The organism is Nitrospirota bacterium (assembly GCA_016178585.1).
Taxonomy (GTDB): Bacteria; Nitrospirota; Nitrospiria; order JACQBW01; family JACQBW01; genus JACOTA01.
On sequence record JACOTA010000033.1, the window covers coordinates 1 to 17481 of the forward strand.

Annotated in this window: 14 protein-coding genes; 13 read left to right on the forward strand and 1 reads right to left on the reverse strand. The window is 47.2% G+C overall.

The features are described from left to right. The 3 genes from HYR79_05955 to HYR79_05965 form a co-directional block, all read left to right on the forward strand. Nucleotides 1-192, forward strand: a 192-nt coding sequence (locus HYR79_05955) for a hypothetical protein (GenBank protein MBI1821236.1), incomplete at its 5' end; no start/stop codon positions are given. A gap of 18 nt (nucleotides 193-210) precedes the next feature. After that, entirely contained in the window at nucleotides 211-432 is a 222-nt protein-coding gene (locus HYR79_05960; protein MBI1821237.1) for a hypothetical protein, read from the forward strand. A 496-nt stretch (nucleotides 433-928) separates the two neighbouring features. Next, nucleotides 929-1438: a hypothetical protein gene (locus tag HYR79_05965; protein ID MBI1821238.1), complete on the forward strand. Its 510-nt coding sequence runs from the start codon at nucleotides 929-931 to the stop codon at nucleotides 1436-1438. A 140-nt stretch (nucleotides 1439-1578) separates the two neighbouring features. Here HYR79_05965 and HYR79_05970 read toward each other — a convergent pair whose 3' ends face one another. Continuing rightward, complete coding sequence (locus tag HYR79_05970) at nucleotides 1579-2805, reverse strand: NAD(P)/FAD-dependent oxidoreductase (GenBank protein MBI1821239.1); 1227 nt, start codon at nucleotides 2803-2805, stop codon at nucleotides 1579-1581. Between the two features lie 287 nt (nucleotides 2806-3092). Here HYR79_05970 and HYR79_05975 point away from each other — a divergent pair, with 287 nt between their 5' ends. The 10 genes from HYR79_05975 (at nucleotide 3093) to HYR79_06020 (ending at nucleotide 17474) form a co-directional block, all read left to right on the forward strand. Continuing rightward, a complete protein-coding gene (locus HYR79_05975; GenBank protein MBI1821240.1) occupies nucleotides 3093-4433 on the forward strand; it encodes an HlyC/CorC family transporter in 1341 nt (446 codons plus the stop codon). 106 nt (nucleotides 4434-4539) lie between these two features. After that, a complete protein-coding gene (locus HYR79_05980) occupies nucleotides 4540-4902 on the forward strand; it encodes a response regulator (protein MBI1821241.1) in 363 nt (120 codons plus the stop codon). 95 nt (nucleotides 4903-4997) lie between these two features. After that, nucleotides 4998-6197 carry a PAS domain-containing protein gene (locus HYR79_05985; protein MBI1821242.1) on the forward strand — a complete coding sequence of 400 codons (1200 nt, stop codon included), beginning with the start codon at nucleotides 4998-5000 and terminating at the stop codon, nucleotides 6195-6197. Continuing rightward, the gene (locus HYR79_05990) at nucleotides 6194-7567 is read left to right on the forward strand and encodes a sigma-54-dependent Fis family transcriptional regulator (protein ID MBI1821243.1); all 1374 of its coding nucleotides are present in this window, start codon (nucleotides 6194-6196) and stop codon (nucleotides 7565-7567) included. Before HYR79_05985 ends, HYR79_05990 begins: the two co-directional genes overlap by 4 nt. 434 nt (nucleotides 7568-8001) lie before the next feature. Continuing rightward, the gene (locus tag HYR79_05995; protein MBI1821244.1) at nucleotides 8002-12834 is read left to right on the forward strand and encodes a multicopper oxidase domain-containing protein; all 4833 of its coding nucleotides are present in this window, start codon (nucleotides 8002-8004) and stop codon (nucleotides 12832-12834) included. A 182-nt stretch (nucleotides 12835-13016) separates the two neighbouring features. After that, nucleotides 13017-13886, forward strand: coding sequence for a carboxypeptidase regulatory-like domain-containing protein (locus HYR79_06000; protein ID MBI1821245.1), 870 nt, complete (start codon nucleotides 13017-13019; stop codon nucleotides 13884-13886). A 10-nt stretch (nucleotides 13887-13896) separates the two neighbouring features. Continuing rightward, the gene (gene hemF, locus HYR79_06005; GenBank protein MBI1821246.1) at nucleotides 13897-14685 is read left to right on the forward strand and encodes an oxygen-dependent coproporphyrinogen oxidase; all 789 of its coding nucleotides are present in this window, start codon (nucleotides 13897-13899) and stop codon (nucleotides 14683-14685) included. 340 nt (nucleotides 14686-15025) lie between these two features. Further along, nucleotides 15026-15472 carry a DUF4149 domain-containing protein gene (locus HYR79_06010; protein MBI1821247.1) on the forward strand — a complete coding sequence of 149 codons (447 nt, stop codon included), beginning with the start codon at nucleotides 15026-15028 and terminating at the stop codon, nucleotides 15470-15472. Nucleotides 15473-15546: 74 nt separating this feature from the next. Further along, entirely contained in the window at nucleotides 15547-16563 is a 1017-nt protein-coding gene (locus HYR79_06015) for a tetratricopeptide repeat protein (protein ID MBI1821248.1), read from the forward strand. Between the two features lie 53 nt (nucleotides 16564-16616). Further along, nucleotides 16617-17474: a carboxypeptidase regulatory-like domain-containing protein gene (locus HYR79_06020; GenBank protein ID MBI1821249.1), complete on the forward strand. Its 858-nt coding sequence runs from the start codon at nucleotides 16617-16619 to the stop codon at nucleotides 17472-17474. The last annotated feature ends 7 nt before the right edge of the window (nucleotides 17475-17481 follow it).

Consider the following 17481-nt stretch of genomic DNA (forward strand, 5'->3'; position numbering starts at 1 on the left):
GAGTTTCATAGGGGGCTTGAATGCTACCTGGCTGGAGAAACGGCGGCAAAAAAAATGGTCGAAACGATAAAACGGGAAATCAGAAATAAACGGTTAAGGCAGTTCCTGTTGGGGAAACCCCAACCCTCAAACCTTTCAAAAACCCCCGCCAAACAGGCCCTTTATTTTAAAGAAATCAATGAAGAGGCTTGATAAAAAAATTAAGGAATCATGTTGCAAACTTTACGGATCGGCATCGATTGGCGGACAAACGTGATCCGGTCAACAACTGTCCAGGTTACGGATATAGCCTCAGGGGGGACAACCCTTTCCGGAAGAATTCTCACTTCCAATGGTCATTCCCAGGGTTTCTTTGGCATGATCCAGCATATGTTGAAATCTCACAACAGGATTAAGCCGTGTCATATCGAACCTCGGCTTCTCTTGGGATAGCGTTTCCGCTTTCATGATTCCTGGACTGAACCCCTAGTTTGAGACAATGGCAATATCAAGTGTGCTAATTTTAGATTGTCTCAACAGAGGGGTTCACCCCACTTTTTGTGACTAAAAAGTGTCAGAGGGGGACGATAGAGTAACCCGGCTTATATACTTGATCCCAAGAACAGAGTTAGAAAGCTGTCATTGCGAACAAAGTGAAGCAATCTCAAGACTTTACAATAAGATTGCCACGCACCCTTCGGTGCTCGCAATGACATGATTAATAAGTGGGTGCGAAGTCTATCGCTGGTCTTGGGTTGATTTATCCAGGTGGCTTGGTACAATATTAAAAATGTAAGATGATAACTGTTTAGGTTGATGTCGATCAGATAAGTTAAAAAATGGAAATATAGAAAATGGTCAAAAAGATTAAAAAGAAAAAGGAGGTAGTTCCTGCCTCTAAAGTAAGGGCAAATTTACCGGTTTTGTTTCTTAAAGAAGAGGAATTGCTATGAAAAAAATATTTTTCGGATTTGGACTGTTGTGCCTTGTTTGCCTCTCTACAACTGCCCGCGCGCAAGTCGGCATTGATTTAAATCTCCATCTCGGCGACCGAGACGCGCCACAGCCCCCTATTGTGGTGGAGAGTCCGCCAGAAATGATTTATTTGGAGGGTTTGAGGGTTTATGTGGCGGTAGGAATTCCCAATGACCTTTTTTTCTATGACAATACTTACTACTATCACAACAATGGTATCTGGTACCGGTCTGGCTATTATAGAGGACCCTGGGCTCAGACAGATATGCGAAGAATACCGCCCGGCTTAAGAAAACACCGGATTGAGGAAGTACGTGAATTTCGTGAACATTCCTGGAGAGATTATAGAGAGCATTCGGATCATTTCGAAGGGAAACACTTCCGAGCCAAAGAGTTACGTGAAAAACATGACCGTGGGAGACACGATGGTGAAAAACATGGTCGTGGAAAACATGATGGCGAAAGAAATGATCGTGAAAGATAAGAGGGAACAAAATCGCCTGGAAATCAGTATACGCGACCCCATGATGATTCAATCGAAATAGAAAGAAACAACAAAACCAAATCACATGGATAGAATTCTATAATTTTTCTATTTTTTTATGATTTTAAAACGATAAAATTTTAAACAAATAGCCCGGCGCATCTCCCGGACGCCCATGCCCATTGAAAATTATAACCGCCCAACCATCCCGTTACATCAACCACCTCTCCGATAAAATAGAGCCCTTTTACATGTTTTGCTTCGAAGGTTTTTGAAGACAGTTCATCGGTATCCACCCCGCCTTTTGTGACTTCTGCGACGGGATAACCGCTTGTTCCGGAAGGGATAATCCGCCATTGATGGAATCTCGCGCTGATTGCTTCAATTTCCTTTTGATAATATTGTTTTACAGGCTTATTTTCACACGATAAAGCCAGCCATTGTTGGGCCAGACGTTTGGTGAGTCGCTCGCCGATCAGGTTTTTGAGTTCTGCTTTCGGCCGTTCCGTCTGCCACTTCTTGATGGCTTCTGCTAGATCGAAATCGGGAAGAAGATTGATGGTGATTGCATCGCCCGGTTCCCAGTAGTTTGAAATTTGCAGAATGGCAGGGCCGCTTAAACCTTTGTGTGTGAAAAGAATCGACTCTCGAAAGGCCTGTTCTTTACAGGAAACCAGGGCATCCGCAGAAGTTCCGGACAGGCCATTCGTCTCTTGCAAATCCCGTTGATTCAGGGTAAAGGAGACCAGGCCAGGCCGGCAGGGCCGTACCGCGAGACCAAACTGTTTCGCCACCCGATATCCAAAATCGGTCGCCCCCATTTTAGGGATGGATAATCCCCCTGTGGCGATCACCAATGATTCTGTGTGATAAGACCCCAGGTTGGTTTTAACGGTAAAATGGCTTTTTTCTGCGATGTTTCGTTGTTCAATTTTTTCAACAAAATTGTTTGTCTCAATTTGAACGCCGCCGAGCCGGCATTCCTCTAACAGAAGGGTGACGATGGCGGTTGACTTTCCATTACAGAAGAGCTGTCCCAATGTTTTTTCGTGATAGGGGATGCCATGTTTTTCAACCAATGCGATAAAGTCATGCGGTCCGAAACGGCTTAAGGCCGATTTGCAAAAATGAGGATTGCCGGAGAGATAATTTTCGGGTTCGACCTGAAGATTCGTGAAGTTACAGCGTCCCCCGCCGGAAATCAGGATTTTCTTTCCGACACGGTCTGCGTGATCTAAAAGGAGGACGCGGCGTCCCCTCTGGCCTGCGGTCAACGCGCACATGAGCCCTGCGGCACCGGCGCCGATGACGATCACATTAAAACGTTCCGTAACTTGTGAATGGGCGAAATTAGGGTCCGAAGACATTTATGGGTTCAGTCGAAAAGTTCGAAAATAGGCTTTCACCAGTGTCATAGTATCATCCGGGGTGGCCAACAAACAATGTTTTTGGAATGAAAAACCATATCGCTCCTCAAAAACGCCCTTCAATTTGGAACCCTACCATCCGTTCACTAAATCGCTAAAAAAACAGGACATTTCTACTTTGGCTGGACAGGGTCAGGAGAGCGCCTTGTGACAACGTTACGGATATGTTATTCTATATCTTGTTCTAACAAAGTGAATTTAAATCAAAAAGGAAGAATAGGAAGATTATGAGTGGTTTAGCTTTAGATCTTACGGCGATTTTTTTGCTTATCCTTGCGAGCGGTTTCTTTGCGTGTACCGAGATTGCCATCATCGCGGCCCGGAAGACCCAAATTAAGAAGTTAGCGGAAGAAGGGAACAAAAACGCGATTATTATTCATCGCTTTCATAAGGATATGGAAAGTTTTCTGGCCAGTGTTCAGATCGGCTTAACGATTATTCTTTCAACTGCAGGCGCAATCGGCGGGGTTGTTTCTGTCGAGGTGTTGAAGCCTGTTTTCGAGGAAATTCCCTATCCATTAGTTCAGCGGTTCAGCGAAGGTTTATCGGTCGCCATTGTGGTTGTCCTCATTTCGTACTTTACCTTGACCATCGGAGAACTGGTCCCCAAATCGCTTGCCCTTCGATATCCGGATAAGATCGCCTTAACCATGGCTGAGCCGATGTTTCTTCTTTATCGGCTTTTTTCTCCTCTGGCAAAAGTTCTCACCTATTCTTCCCGCTTTATTTTAAAACCCTTTAAGATTTCCCGGAAAATCATTGAAAGCACCCATGGTTCTGAAGAAGAAATTAAGCTGATGCTAAAAGAAGGGCGGGAACAGGGCCTCATTAATCAGACCGAACAGGAGTTGATCCATAGTGTGTTTGAGTTTACCGATATTTCGGTCAAAGAAGTGATGGTCCCTCGGCCCAAAATTTATGCTTTGAACATTGACACATCGGAAGAAGAGCTTTTGAAATATGCCGCTGAACATAAATTCTCACGGTATCCGGTCTATAAAAACGGGATCAATAATATCGTTGGACTCTTAAATTATAAAAAGATCTTTGAATCGTTGGCCAACAAGCAGCCTCTGGTTTTAACAAACATGCTCCACCCGGCTTATTTTGTACCCGAAACGATGAAAGTGAGTCATTTATTAAAAGAGCTTCAGCGCCGGAGAATGCAAATGGCCATCGTCATCAATGAATATGGGAGTGTTGAGGGGGTGGTGACGATGGAAGACTTAATCGAGGAGATTGTCGGTGAAATCCGGGATGAATATGATACTGAAGAGAAGCCGGTAGAACGGTTAAAAGATGGATCTCTGGTGATTGATGCGTCCTTGTCGGTCAGGGATTTAAATACCGATTATAAGCTTCCGATCCCTGAATCAGGGGATTACGAAACCCTGGGGGGTTTTGTTTTGTCTCAGCTTCAGAACATGCCGCGCGGAGGTGAAATTATTCAATACGGAGATTATAAATTTACAATTGTCGACATGGATTTACGAAGAATCGTAAAAGTTAAAGTAGAAAAGATCAAAAATCTGTCAGAAAAGCCTGAGCAAGTAAAGCTTCCCTCCTGAATTTTCATATCTTAAAGTTTTCCTCTAAAAAATACTTCCCAGGCATGTCATTTGCATAAAACATGTTTGAAAAAATGTTTAACGGGTTTTGGCCTGGGGAAATAAAATGAAGAGCTCTCAAATCCTTGTTGTAGATGATGAAGAATTCTTTTTAAAGTTGATGTTCCAAACTTTACGTAAAGAGGGGGGGTTGGTTCGAACCGCTCAAAGCGGAGAAGAAGCAGCCCATTGGCTTCGGCGAGAGGTTTTTGATTTAGCCATTGTTGATATCCGGATGGAGCGGACGGATGGTTTTGAAATTTTGGAAGAGGTCAAGCGTTTATATCCTCAAATGAAGGTGATTATGGTAACAGGGTTCCCTTCTCCCGACACTCAAGCCCTCTGCATACAGAAAGGGGCGGACGGGTATCTGGTGAAACCGATCGAAATTAATGAACTTAAAAAAGCAATTCAATCCGTTTTGAATTGAATTCTCCGGTGGCGTGTTAACATTGAATTTTCACCAATCTTGACATTAATTTCTATGGGAGTTAGTATAGATTACTGCTTTTTTAGGAAATGAAGATGGCTTTCTCCGAAAGGGACTCAAGACAGGCAACGAAGATGAAACAGCGGCTCCAGGTCCTGGAAGAGCGGGAGCGTTTGTTTCAGACTGTTCTGGATAGTTTTCCGGACGCCATCGAAATTATTGACCAGGATTTTAATGTCGTTTATTTAAATGCCGCGGCGGCCAGTCGCACCCAAAAGAGCGCAGAAAGTCAGGTCGGAGAGAAATGCCACCAGGTATTTTACAATCGGGAAGATCCCTGCTGCTATTGTCCCGCCAAAAAGGCTTTTGAGGGGGGCGAGCCCGGTTATGTTTTACGTGAAAATGTCAGCATTCGGAACAGCGAGCCCTGTTTTGAAGAACTTTTGCTCCTTCCGGTCAAAATTAACCATCAGAAAAACGGAAATGAAGTCAAATGGGTGGTTGAAATCGCTAAAGATGTCACCCGGGAAAAGGAGATGGAACAGCAGATTATCAGTTCCGACCGATTGGTCGCCATTGGTGAAATGGCCGCAGCGGTGGCTCACGAATTTAACAATCCTCTTGGAATCATCCTTGGCTTTTCTCAGGACCTTTTAACCGAAGTCGAACCGGTGGATCCTCGTTTCAATTCCCTTAAAATTATTGAAGAGGAGGCGCGCCGGTGTAAAAAAATTATGCGGGATCTGATGGAGTTTGGCCGGCCGACGCCCGCTCACTTTACCCTTATTGACCCTGGAGAATTAATCCGCAGAGGGGCAGACCTGATCTCGAGTCAGGCTCAGAAAGCCGGGGTTCAAACACGAATCGAGATTTCAAAAGGCCTCCCTAAAATACGGGCGGATTCTCAGCAGGTGACGCAGGTTTTGGTCAATCTTTTCTTCAATGCGATCGAAGCGATGCCGGAAGGAGGCACCCTGACCATTGGATGCGCTGCGAAAGACGTCGAAGACGTCGGAAATTCGGGCAACTCTTTAGCCCCTTTAAACAACGAAGTGGTGGTTTCCGTTTCAGATACGGGATTCGGAATCGCACCGAACGTTTTGCCAAAAATCTTTCGTACCTTTTTTACAACCAAACAAAAAAAAGGGATGGGACTTGGCCTGTCTGTTTGTGAGAGTATTATGAAAGGCCACGGAGGAAGGATTGCGGTCGAAAGCACCCCTGGCAAAGGGACGACTTTTTACCTTTATTTTCGGGTGGAAGAGCGGAGAGAGGAAAATCGGGTGAGAAGATGAATCTACCGGAGATAAATAGAATTCTGGTGGTGGACGATGAAGTCAATATGCGTGCCCTTTTTGAGAAGATTTTGGGAAAAGAAGGGTACGAGGTTGAAACCGCCTCAACGGGAGAAGAAGCAATCCAGCGGCTGGAAAAAGAGACCTTTGATCTGATTATTTCGGACCTTAAAATGCCGGGGATTGATGGTTCCCAGGTGTTGAAAAAGGCTAAGGAGATCAGCCCCGAAATTCCGTTCATTCTTTTAACCGCCTTTGGAACGATCGATTCGGCAGTTGCCGCCATGAAAGAGGGGGCTTTTGATTATCTGACCAAGCCAGTTAACAATGACGAAGTCAAGTTGGTGATTAAAAAGGCCCTTGATTTGTACCACCTGACTAAAGAAGTGGAACGGCTTCGCGAGAAAGTTGAAATCAATAAGGATTTTAAAGAAATGATCGGCCGTAGTTTAAAGATGCGGTCATTGTTTAAACTGATCAAGCTGGTTTCGAACAGCAATACCACCATTTTGATTCACGGGGAGTCGGGAACGGGCAAGGAACTCGTCGCCAGAGCGATTCATTACAACAGTCCCCGGCGGGAAGGGCCCTTTGTGACCATTGACTGCGGAGCCTTGCCTGAAACGCTTCTTGAAAGTGAATTGTTTGGCCATGTCAGAGGGTCGTTTACGGGTGCAATCAACAATAAAAAGGGATTGTTTGAAGAGGCCAACGGAGGGACCCTTCTCCTGGATGAAATTGGGGATACGACCCTGGCTTTTCAATCCAAACTTTTGAGAGTTCTTCAGGAAAGCGAGATTCGGCCCGTGGGAAGCAACCGGAGTTCGAAGGTTGACGTCAGGGTGGTTTCGGCAACCAATAAGGATTTGAGAGAAGAGGTGAAAAAAAAGAGCTTCCGGGATGACCTCTATTACCGGCTTGCGGTGGTTCCTGTTCTGATTCCTTCCCTGAAGGAACGAAAAGAAGATATTCCGCTTTTAGTCGACCACTTTATCAAGAAATATTGCGGTCAAAACGATCTTTCCCAAAAGCGAATTTCACCCTCGGTCATGAAAGTATTGATTGATTATCCCTGGCCTGGAAATGTCCGGGAGCTTGAAAATGTCATTGAAAGAGCCGTATTAATCAATCCCGGCACGGAAATCAAGCTGGAGGCTTTATTTGATGAGCGGGCCCGTGCGAGCGAGATGTTAAACCCCCTGCGGGCAACAACCCATGCGGCCATTCAAACCCTTGAAAGAGAAGAGATTGCCGTTGCGATGAAAAATACAAACGGTAACCGCACGCAAGCCGCCAGACTTCTCGGTATCAGTCGGGCAACACTGTATAATAAAATTCGACAATACGGTTTAATGTCCCGCACTGTCTAATGTGTTGAACACCAAAAAAATTCGATTTATTTGGTGTTTTTTCATTTTTCCATTTTTCCGTCTAACCAGATAGACAAACTTTTTTGACCCGTTCTCTCAAGTTTCATATTATCTTCCCCTTTTTTTCCTATTTTATCCGTTCCAAAAAAAAATCATCATTGTAAATCAATAAGTTATACCGACGGGGTATTAGCTGGTATGGTCCTTGCAATTTGAAATGATCTAAATTTCAAATTTTTGATTCGTTTTTTTTATGAAAGATAAAAAATCAACAAGCGAGACTTCACCCGGTTCAGAAAAATTCCATAAAAATTTTAACGAAATTAACAAAGTAATTAATCATAAGGAGAACATTTATGAAAAAGGGATTTTATAGCAGGTTAATAGTATTATGTTCTGCTATTTTTCTATTTGGGTTTTTGCTTTACCCCGTGATGGCAGAGGAGAGTCACCAGCATGACCCTGGAGTGGTTGTGGCGGCATCTGACGCCGATCCTTCCTGGCAGGCAAAATTAAAGAAACAGATTGAACGGGAAGATACGATGGAAGGAAAAACCGGACTATCGGACAAAATTGATGCCGCTATGAATAAGCTGATGCAGGAGATTTCCGGGGGCACCGGGCACGCCGGTCATGCTTCAGGAAGCGGTCCTTACCAGGAAATGAGCACCATGCAGCAGATGGATAAAAGTTTCTTTCTGGGTCCTGGCACGGTCAGTGAGACGGTAACAGCCGGAGGGCATTGTCCTGCAGGCGCACCCAGGAAAGATTTTGATGTGACTGCGATTAATGTGGAAATTACGCTTAATCAATGGGGAGATTATCACCCCGGTTTCATGTATGTCTTAACGGAAAATCTACAAAAAGTCCGGGAAGAGGAGAAACGGAACAAAGAGGCCAGGACAAGAGAGAATGATCCTGGAGCCGTTACCACCGGTTTGCAGACGGATATGATTCAGCCCTTAACCATCCGGGCCGATCAAGGGGATTGCGTGAGTCTCACTCTCCGGAACGGAATGAAAGACGAAGATGTCGGGTTGCATATTCATGGTTCAAGCATGATTGTCAAAACGACAGGACAGCCGGCGACCATGGTGAACCCGGACTCCAATGTCAAACCTGGAAAAAGTCAGGTGTTTGAATGGTATATCCTCCCGGAGGAACAGGAAGGGGCGCATATGTTCCACAGCCATGTGGGGCGGGAATCGAGCAGTCTGGGAATGATCGGTGCGTTCATGGTGGAGCCGGTCGGGGCGGTTTATCTGGATTCCATTACCGGAAAGGAAACCCAAAGCGGCTGGCAAATGATGATCACCTTTGACAAGAAAAAATATCCTTATACCAAAGATTTCCGTGAATTTACATTGTTTTACCATGAAATCGGGGATGAATCGTTCCGTCCGTTAAATCGTCACGGGGAGATGATCCCTCAGCGGGATCCGAACTCCGATGCCTACCGGCCTTCGGCCCGTGCCATTAACTACCGGAGTGAGCCGTTTGGAATCAACAATCTGGCGCTTCAGGAAAAATATTTCCACTTTGAAGATGAATCAACCAGTTACAGCGCCTATATGTTTGGTGATATTCCGACGGCGATGCCCCGTTCTTACATGGGGGATCCGGCAAAATACCGTCTGATTCATGGAGGGGGAGAAGTCTTTCATTCCCATCATCCTCATGGAGGAACGATCCGGTGGTTACGCCAGCCGAAAGCCGATCCTAAAGGAGAAGAGCTTCTAACCGCGGCAGGCGAAGGCCCTGTGAAATACCCTGTGATTCGTACAACTTCTGACCGGGTGGACGTGGAAGTGATTGGCCCGACGGAAGCCCTGGATCTCCAGACCGAATGCGGTTCAGGACTCTGCCAGCAGTTGGCGGGGGACTTTTTAATGCACTGCCATGTGGCCCATCACTATGTTGCGGGGATGTGGTCTTACTGGCGTGTGTATAACACCCTTCAAACAGGCAACTATCCGTTCGGGAGCACCGACATTATGCCGGGTCTGCAGGAGTTGCCGGACCGGAAAGGGAGGATAAAGCCTCCGGTTACTTCAGATAAACTGGTTGATCGTACCGTTGACTGGTATGATAAGAAATGGCATGTTACCGCGAATAAGACCGACTGGTCAAAACCGATTCCTGACATCTCCATCAAAGAGTGGGTGAAGATGATGCTTCCTCCGATGGGTCAGCCAGGCAACACCCCGGATGAAAAAGGTCAGATCATGGCCTATGACGCGACGGTATGGGATTGGGGTTGGGAAGGAAACAAGGCGATGGGTGAACCGGAAATGACGAATCAATTCGCGTTTCCGAAATACAAATCTCCGATGCCCGGGAAGCGGCCGCCGATTCTCTTTGACGAGAAAACCGGGAAATTGGCCTGGCCTCACTTAAAGCCGCACTTTGGGAAGAGAATTCCTTTTGCACGGCACCATGGCCCTGCGCCCTGGCTTGAACCGATCCATGTCGCTAAAAATACCGGATCTCCAGCGACTGATCCCGGAGGCGAAGGGTTAGCGGGACAGGAGACCACGCTTCCGGCAAAACCGGGGGAACAGGGAAAATGGAGTCTTTGCCCTGAAGGGGCAGGGAGAAAACAATACACGATTCATTTTATAGAGACGCCGATCACGATGGAGACGGCGATCGGCAAGCAGAAGCCGATCATCGACCCCAAAGGGACGATCTATGTGCTTCAGGAAGAAGAAGCGGCGGTCAGGGACAATTCAGACCTGGCCAGGCCGTTGGTCTACCGGGCCAACGTGTATGACTGCGTCGATGTGATTCTTAAAAATGAATGGGTTGATAACGACACGACGAACTTCCAGATGTCGAAGATCAATATCCATCCGCACTTCATTCAGTTTGACAATCAGGCCTCCGATGGTGTGATGAGCGGATTTTCGTATGAGCAGTCTGTCCGGCCGTTTACCATGATCGGCAAGAAGGAACATAAGGGATTGCCTGCTCCCATGAATGCCGTTCTGGAGACAGACGCTTCCCCCAAATCCAGTTCCATTAAAATTAAAATGGGCGAAGGGGCAACTCTATTCCATGTCGGGACCGATATTATGATCGGGATGCATGAAGTCAAGACCTCCGAAGTCCGGTGGATCAAAGCGATCGACGGAGACACGGTGACCTTTACGGAACCGCTCAAGCATGCGCATAAGAAAGGAGAGATTGCCTCGGCTGAATTTGTCCGTTATCGCTACTGGGTCGATGCCGATCTGGGAACGATCTTCTGGCATGACCATGCGCTGGGAGCGACCACCTGGCCTCACGGCGGGGTTGGCGGATTGATGGTTGAACCGATCGGCTCAACCTATCATGACCCCAAAACCGGCAGAGAGATCCGGAGCGGTCCGATTGCCGACATTCATTCCACTGAGCCGATTGGCTACAACAGGAGTGGAAGTTTTAGAGAAATGGTGGTTTACCTTCATGACACGGTTCCCTTTACGGCGCAGGTGGTTACCGCCGGGAATCCGCCTGGCCAGTCGGTCCAGGCCTCCATTGATTCCGGGCAGACCATCTCCTTTGTGATGCCGGGAGATATTCTCAAAACGACGATTCCCTCCATCAACGGGGGAACCCATACCACGGGAGGGGGGATGTTCTTCCGGGCCGAGTCGCTGGCCAGACGGTTGCTGGACAATCCGGAACCTTCCCTGGTCTTCTCCAGCCTGGCGCATCACAATCAGGATTCGGCCACGCCAATGCTCAGAGCCTATCTGGGAGACACGGTGGTGTTCCGCCTGATGCATGTGATGATGAATGAATCGCACACCTGGCATATCGCCGGGCATGCCTTCCGGACGGAGCGGTATGCTCAATTCTCCGACCTGCGGAATGCCTATCATGTCGGGATAGCCGAGCGGTATGATCTGGTGACAACCGCGGGAGGGGCGCAGCAGATGGCCGGAGATTATCTCCACTTCGACGGCCGTGCCTCCCACCTGTCGGAAGGAAGCTGGGGGATCATGCGGGTCATGGATAAACAGGTCGCCGACCTGAAGCCATTGCCAGGGCATGAAGAGATTCCGCAATCAGCCAAATCGGTCTGTCCTTCGGATGCGCCGATGAAGAGCTTTAATGTGATTGCCACCGACCGCGCCTTAAAGTTCAACAATATGGCGCCGGATGTGATTGAAGTGGACTTTGACCGGAAGCTGTTGATTTCCAATCCGAAAGGGAAAATCTACATGCTGGAGGGGGACAAGACCAAAGTCTCCTCCGACTACCAGCCGATGCCGTTGACGCTCCATGTCAATGTTGGAGACTGTATTAAAATTAATCTGAAGAACGAAATGAAGACCAGCCGCGCGTCGTTCAGCGCCGACATGCTGGCGTTTGATCCCAAAGATTCACAGGGGGTCAACGTCGGGATGAATCCCGGCGACCAGACGATCGGACCCGGGGAGCACAAAACCTATACCTACTATGCGCCGCCGGAATATGGTGAAACGGCCGCGTTGGTGTATGATTGGTCGAATATCCTGAACAATGTCCGGGATGGGCTCTTCGGGGGAATCATCGTAGGCCCGAGAGGTTCCACCTATCGTGATTCTAAAACAGGAGAAGATGTCAGCCTGAAAAATGCCTGGAACGTCGACGTGTTTGTAGATCGGTCGATTCCGGAGAATGCCGGAAAGGCCGATTACCGGGATGCCTCGCTCTTCTTCCAGGAAGAAGACAACATCATCGGGACAGCCTTCATGCCCTACCTCCAGCATATCGCGGGTTTAGCCGGCGTCAATTACCGGATTGAGCCCTGGAGCTGGAGAGAGGATAAAGGATGCGAGCCCGGGAACCTCTATACGGCTTGCGTGACGGATGAAAAAGACCCCGTGACGCCGACCATTACGGCGCATGCGGGGGATCCCGTTCGGATCCATGTGTTCGGAGCCTTTGACGAGCAGAACCAGGTCTTCAGCCTCGAGGGTCATGAGTTTCCGCTGAAGCCGAACATGGCGGGCTCCGATATGCAGAGTTCGGAAGAATTCGGCGGTTCGGAAAACCTGGATATCTATATCAAAGAGGGAGCCGGCGGGCCGTTCCATCTCCCCGGGACCTACGTCTGGCAGAACCACCGGATGCCCTATGCGGAAGCGGGACAATGGGGGTATCTGAGAGTATTGCCGGTTGGGGACAAGAGTATTCTCCCTATCAATTCGGCATCGGGAGCCCAAACGACAAAAACAGCGGAGAGTTTACCCTCTGTTGGTTCTGTCCCGGTCTCTATGCTGGAGAAGTCTAAGTAAGAAAAGGCGTTTTGGTCAAAAGAAGCAGGGCCTGTTGCCCTGCTTCTTTTTAGAGGAAGCCTGTTCTCTGATCCGGAGACTCCTCCCCCCTTGGCATGCAGGATCAAGGGAATTGTCTCCGGAAAGAGAGTGGGGTTCCTCGTTTTTTTTATAACAAGGAAGCAAGGCAAAAGAGGGATTGAATGAAAGGAGTCAGTAAAACGTTTAGGGTTCATCGGGTATTGATTATCGTGATGGGAGCGATTTTGCCGCTTGTAATGACTTTATCAAACATTACCCATGCGGAGGAGTATCAGGAAATCAATGTGGCTGAAGGTGGAACGATTACCGGAAGGGCGGTACTAAAAGGTCCCATTCCCCCTCCCCGGGTATTTCATTTAGCCCTATATCCTTTTGGCCCCTTTTGTAAAAAGGTCGATTCAGACGGGAAGGGAAATCGCCTCCTTGATGAATTTAAGGTAGGAAAAAATGGCGGTTTTCAGAATGTGGTGATCATGGTCACCGGGGTAAAAGAGGGGAAACCGTTTCCTCAACCCAAAGGGGAAATTGAGACGGTTGATTGTGTCTTTTCCCCCTTTGTCTCTGTTGTGAAAAACCATCAAAAGGTTAAAGTTACAAATAAGGATCCCATTTTCCATAATCTTCAAGTTTATCAGAGTGAAAAAGGAAAAATCATCCTGAACTCGCCCCTTAACATCAATACGACGGAATCCGGCGTCCTTAACTTTGAACCCGGTAAAAAAATATCGCAATGGATCTGTGGCATGCATGAATTTATGCAGAATTGGGCCTTTGTGATAGATAATCCTTATTATGCGATTTCCGGCGAGGAGGGGCGTTTTTCAATTGAGAGTTTGCCCCCGGGAAAGTACACGGTAATAGCCTGGCATCCGCATATGAAGATCGTTTCCAGGGAAATTACCGTTAAGGCGAATGCCATGACTTCGGTGAATTTTGAGTTTCAGGGGGGCGAGGTGGAACGCCCGGAATATGAAAAACAGGAAAAAGGACGCATTCAACATCGGGCAGGAAAGGATGATATTACTCAATAAGGATTAAAATATGCGCGCAGAGGCTGAAGGGTATTTTCAAAATTTAAGAGACCGTATCTGTCAGGCGTTTGAATCACTTGATTCCCATGTCTTTGAGAGAACTTCCTGGCAGAGACCTGGCGGAGGCGGCGGCGTGATGTCGGTTATGAAAGGGAAGGTTTTTGAAAAAGTCGGCGTCAATTGTTCAACCGTTTTTGGCGAAATGGACCCGGAGTTCGGAAAAAAGATCCCCGGCTATAAAGATTATTTTTTCGCGACCGGAATTTCTCTGGTTGCCCATATGGTCAATCCCATCGTTTCTGCCTTTCATATGAATTTAAGATATATTGAAACGGATCACTCCTGGTTTGGGGGGGGAGCGGATATGACTCCTTCTATTCCGATTGAAGAGGATATTACCGATTTTCACCGTGCGTTGAAAACCGCTTGCGATAAGCATGACCCCGCCTATTATTCCAGGTTCAAAAAGTGGTGTGATCAATATTTCTACCTGGAACACCGGAAAGAACCGCGCGGGAGCGAAGGGATTTTTTTTGACAATCTGAATCAGGATATTCAGAAAGAGTTTAATTTTGTAAAAGATACGGGAGAGGCGTTTTTGGGGGCCTGCCCCGGGGTGATCAAAAGGCGTAAAGAAGAGCCTTTTACGGAAGAACAGAAGGACCTTCAGCTTTACAAGCGGGGCCGATATGTTGAATTTAATTTACTCTATGATCAGGGAACTTTGTTTGGATTGAAGACGGGCGCGAATGTTCATGCGGTACTGATGTCGATGCCCCCCGTCGTCAAATGGAAATAGAGGGATTGCTGAAAAAGCTCATAGGCTGCGTTCTCGTCGGTCGGCAATCCTCATGTACGATTTATGTACATTCCGGTTGCCTCGCTCCTGCGGCCTTGCCTCTGAAGCTTTTTGAGCAATCCAAACGCGGAAGTTGTTAAACTCATAGAGGCTAGTGAAAAAGTTCAACTGCGGCGTTCTCGTCGCTCGGCAATCCTCATGTACGATTTACGTACACTCCGGTTGCCTCGCTCCTGCGGCCTTGCATTTGAATCTTTTTGACCAGCCCAAACGCGGAAGGTGTTGAGCCAACAGGGGGATTGCTGAAAAAGCTCATAGTCTGCAGGGAATTGGTGAAAAATTGATTTTAAGGATGGTTCATCTTCTGGCCGCATCGACCTGGGCAGGGAGCATGATTTTTTTTGCTCTGGTGGTCATTCCAGCCGTTCGTCGTTCTCTTTCTCCAGACAAAAGAAAAGAAGTTGTAAAAGCAATCGGCTTGCGCTATCGTATTTTAGGTTGGGTGACGGTTTTTATTTTGTTAATGACCGGATTTTTATTGGCAGGAACCCATGGAGTGGATTGGCATTCGACGTTTGGAAAAATCTTAATCTTCAAACTGATCCTGATCGGAATCATGCTTTTATTGTTGTTTTTACATGACTTTATTCTTGCCCCCCGTGCTTTAAAGGTCCCCTTTCCCTCTCAAGAGGGGAGCAAGCAAGCGGTTGCTTTGTTAGCCAGGATCAACCTTGTGGTGGTCGTGGTGATCGTGTTGTGCGGTGTCTGGTTAACCACGGCATCATGAGCAGGCTTTGTCTCCTCTGGGACACGCTCTGAATCGCCGGTTTTTTTACTTAATCATTACGGAGTTTGATATTCATGAATACAGGTCTATTTTCCCGGTTCCAGGGGGTTGTTTTATGTGTCGTTTTATTTCTTTTTTGTTTTTTTCCTGTAACAGCGGCGCCGGCGCCGGAGGACCCGGAGACCTATTTTAACGAAGGGATGCAATTTAATAAAGAACGGCGTTTTGACGAGGCCATAAAAAAAATCACCCGGGCGGTGGAACTGAGTTTGGAATCAAATAAATATCATCAAGCTCTTTTCCTGACCTACACGCAGAATCGGCAAGGACTGTTGGCCATCAAGGTTTATAAAGAGCTGGCAGAACGATACCCCAAAAGCGCGGCGGTCCGTTATTGGCTTGGAAGGCTTTATTTGGAGAGCGGCAAATTACCCGAAGCGGCTAAAAAATTTACAGAGGCTTCCAACCTTTCTCCGAAAGATGAGCATCCCTTGATTTCATTAGGCCACGTGTACTATCGGATGGGCCGGAACAGAGAAGCGCTGGCGGCTTATATGAAGGCAAATCGGTTAAGTCCTCACCTTGCGGTGGTCATTACCGGAATGGGAAACATTTATTACAAACAAAAAGATTACCCCCGGGCGAGGAAGGAATATGAGGAAGCTCTAAAGCTTGATTCCTCTTTTGAAGAGGCCCGGTATAATCTAAGTCTTATCTATGAAAAGCAGGGAGAAATTGACCGGGCGATAAAGGAATGGAATTTTCTCCTGGATGCGGATCCTAATGAATCCAAGATTCGTGAACGGCTTGCCTGGGTTTACTACCAGAGGGGACAATACCGTGATGCCGTCAGGGAGTATTCGATGTTGTCTCAGATCAACCAAAATTCCTCAGAGATTTATTTTATCCTTGGAAAGTCCGAAGTCCTGTTGGGGGCCGAAACCAATGACTCCGATGAGCGAAGAGAGCTTAAAAAATCCGCGATCGAGGCTTTTCAGCACGCGGTTAATTTCGATCCTTCCAACAAAGAGGCGCGGGATTACCTGAATCGATTAAACTCGCCCGTTTCTGCCGCCGCCCGGAAAAAATGAGATGTTTTGGGGAGGTTGACTCCCTTATGAAATAGCAAGAAGGAGGAGTAGCCGTGAGAAAATTAAATCATTGGATTTATGCGTTGTTTTTTTTGTATTTGTTTTGTTCCTATCCCTTCCTGGCATGGGGGTATGAGGAGATTGAAGTCAAATCAGGAGGGACGCTGGCGGGAAAGGTTACGCTTAAAGGGATGCCTCCGCCTGCCCGGATATTCCATCTGATTACGTCTCCCAATATGGGCTATTGTGGAAGAATTTCAGATGGAAAAGGGAACCGTTTATTGGAAGAGTTTTCCGTTGCAGAAGATGGAGGATTCAGTGATGTCGTGATCTTGATTGTGGGAGTTGAGAAAGGAAAACCCTTTAATTATACTCCGGACATTCATGTTGAGAATTGCCAGATCAATCCTTTTGTTGAAGTTGTGCGAAATAATCATCCGATCAACCTGGTTAACCATGATCCGGTGATTCATGATATCCAGTCTTATACGTTAAAAGATCAATATACCTTTGCCATGTTTAATAAGCCGCTGGTCCCTGATGCAAAGGTTGTCAAACAGGTCAAGTTCCGCCCGGGCCATTATCTTTTCCGTGTCCAGTGCGGCGTCCATGCCTTTATGCAATCGTGGGGAATAGCAGCGGGAAATCCCTATTTTGCAGTGACGGCGAAAGACGGAACTTTTTCAATTTCCGACATCCCGCCCGGTGAGTATGACGTCATCGCCTTCCATCCTCTGATGGAAGTGCTGCTGCAGCGTCTGAACCTACTGCCCGCTGAAAAAAAAATAACCTCCTTTGAATTTGAGGCGGAAAAGGTTATGATCCCACTGCATGATTTACAAACGGGTTATCGTTTTGATACAGCTTTGCTGCCTTCAATCATTCCCAGGCCGACGATTTTACCTCAATAGCAAAGGA

Excerpts from the sequence above, each read along its gene's own strand:
- HYR79_05975 (MBI1821240.1), top strand. The coding sequence starts at position 3,093 with ATGAGTGGTTTAGCTTTAGATCTTACGGCGATTTTTTTGCTTATCCTT.
- HYR79_05970 (MBI1821239.1), bottom strand. The coding sequence starts at position 2,805 with ATGTCTTCGGACCCTAATTTCGCCCATTCACAAGTTACGGAACGTTTT.
- HYR79_05965 (MBI1821238.1), top strand. The coding sequence starts at position 929 with ATGAAAAAAATATTTTTCGGATTTGGACTGTTGTGCCTTGTTTGCCTC.
- HYR79_05990 (MBI1821243.1), top strand. The coding sequence starts at position 6,194 with ATGAATCTACCGGAGATAAATAGAATTCTGGTGGTGGACGATGAAGTC.
- HYR79_06015 (MBI1821248.1), top strand. The coding sequence starts at position 15,547 with ATGAATACAGGTCTATTTTCCCGGTTCCAGGGGGTTGTTTTATGTGTC.
- HYR79_05960 (MBI1821237.1), top strand. The coding sequence starts at position 211 with ATGTTGCAAACTTTACGGATCGGCATCGATTGGCGGACAAACGTGATC.
- hemF (MBI1821246.1), top strand. The coding sequence starts at position 13,897 with ATGCGCGCAGAGGCTGAAGGGTATTTTCAAAATTTAAGAGACCGTATC.
- HYR79_06000 (MBI1821245.1), top strand. The coding sequence starts at position 13,017 with ATGAAAGGAGTCAGTAAAACGTTTAGGGTTCATCGGGTATTGATTATC.
- HYR79_05980 (MBI1821241.1), top strand. The coding sequence starts at position 4,540 with ATGAAGAGCTCTCAAATCCTTGTTGTAGATGATGAAGAATTCTTTTTA.
- HYR79_05985 (MBI1821242.1), top strand. The coding sequence starts at position 4,998 with ATGGCTTTCTCCGAAAGGGACTCAAGACAGGCAACGAAGATGAAACAG.
- HYR79_05995 (MBI1821244.1), top strand. The coding sequence starts at position 8,002 with ATGGCAGAGGAGAGTCACCAGCATGACCCTGGAGTGGTTGTGGCGGCA.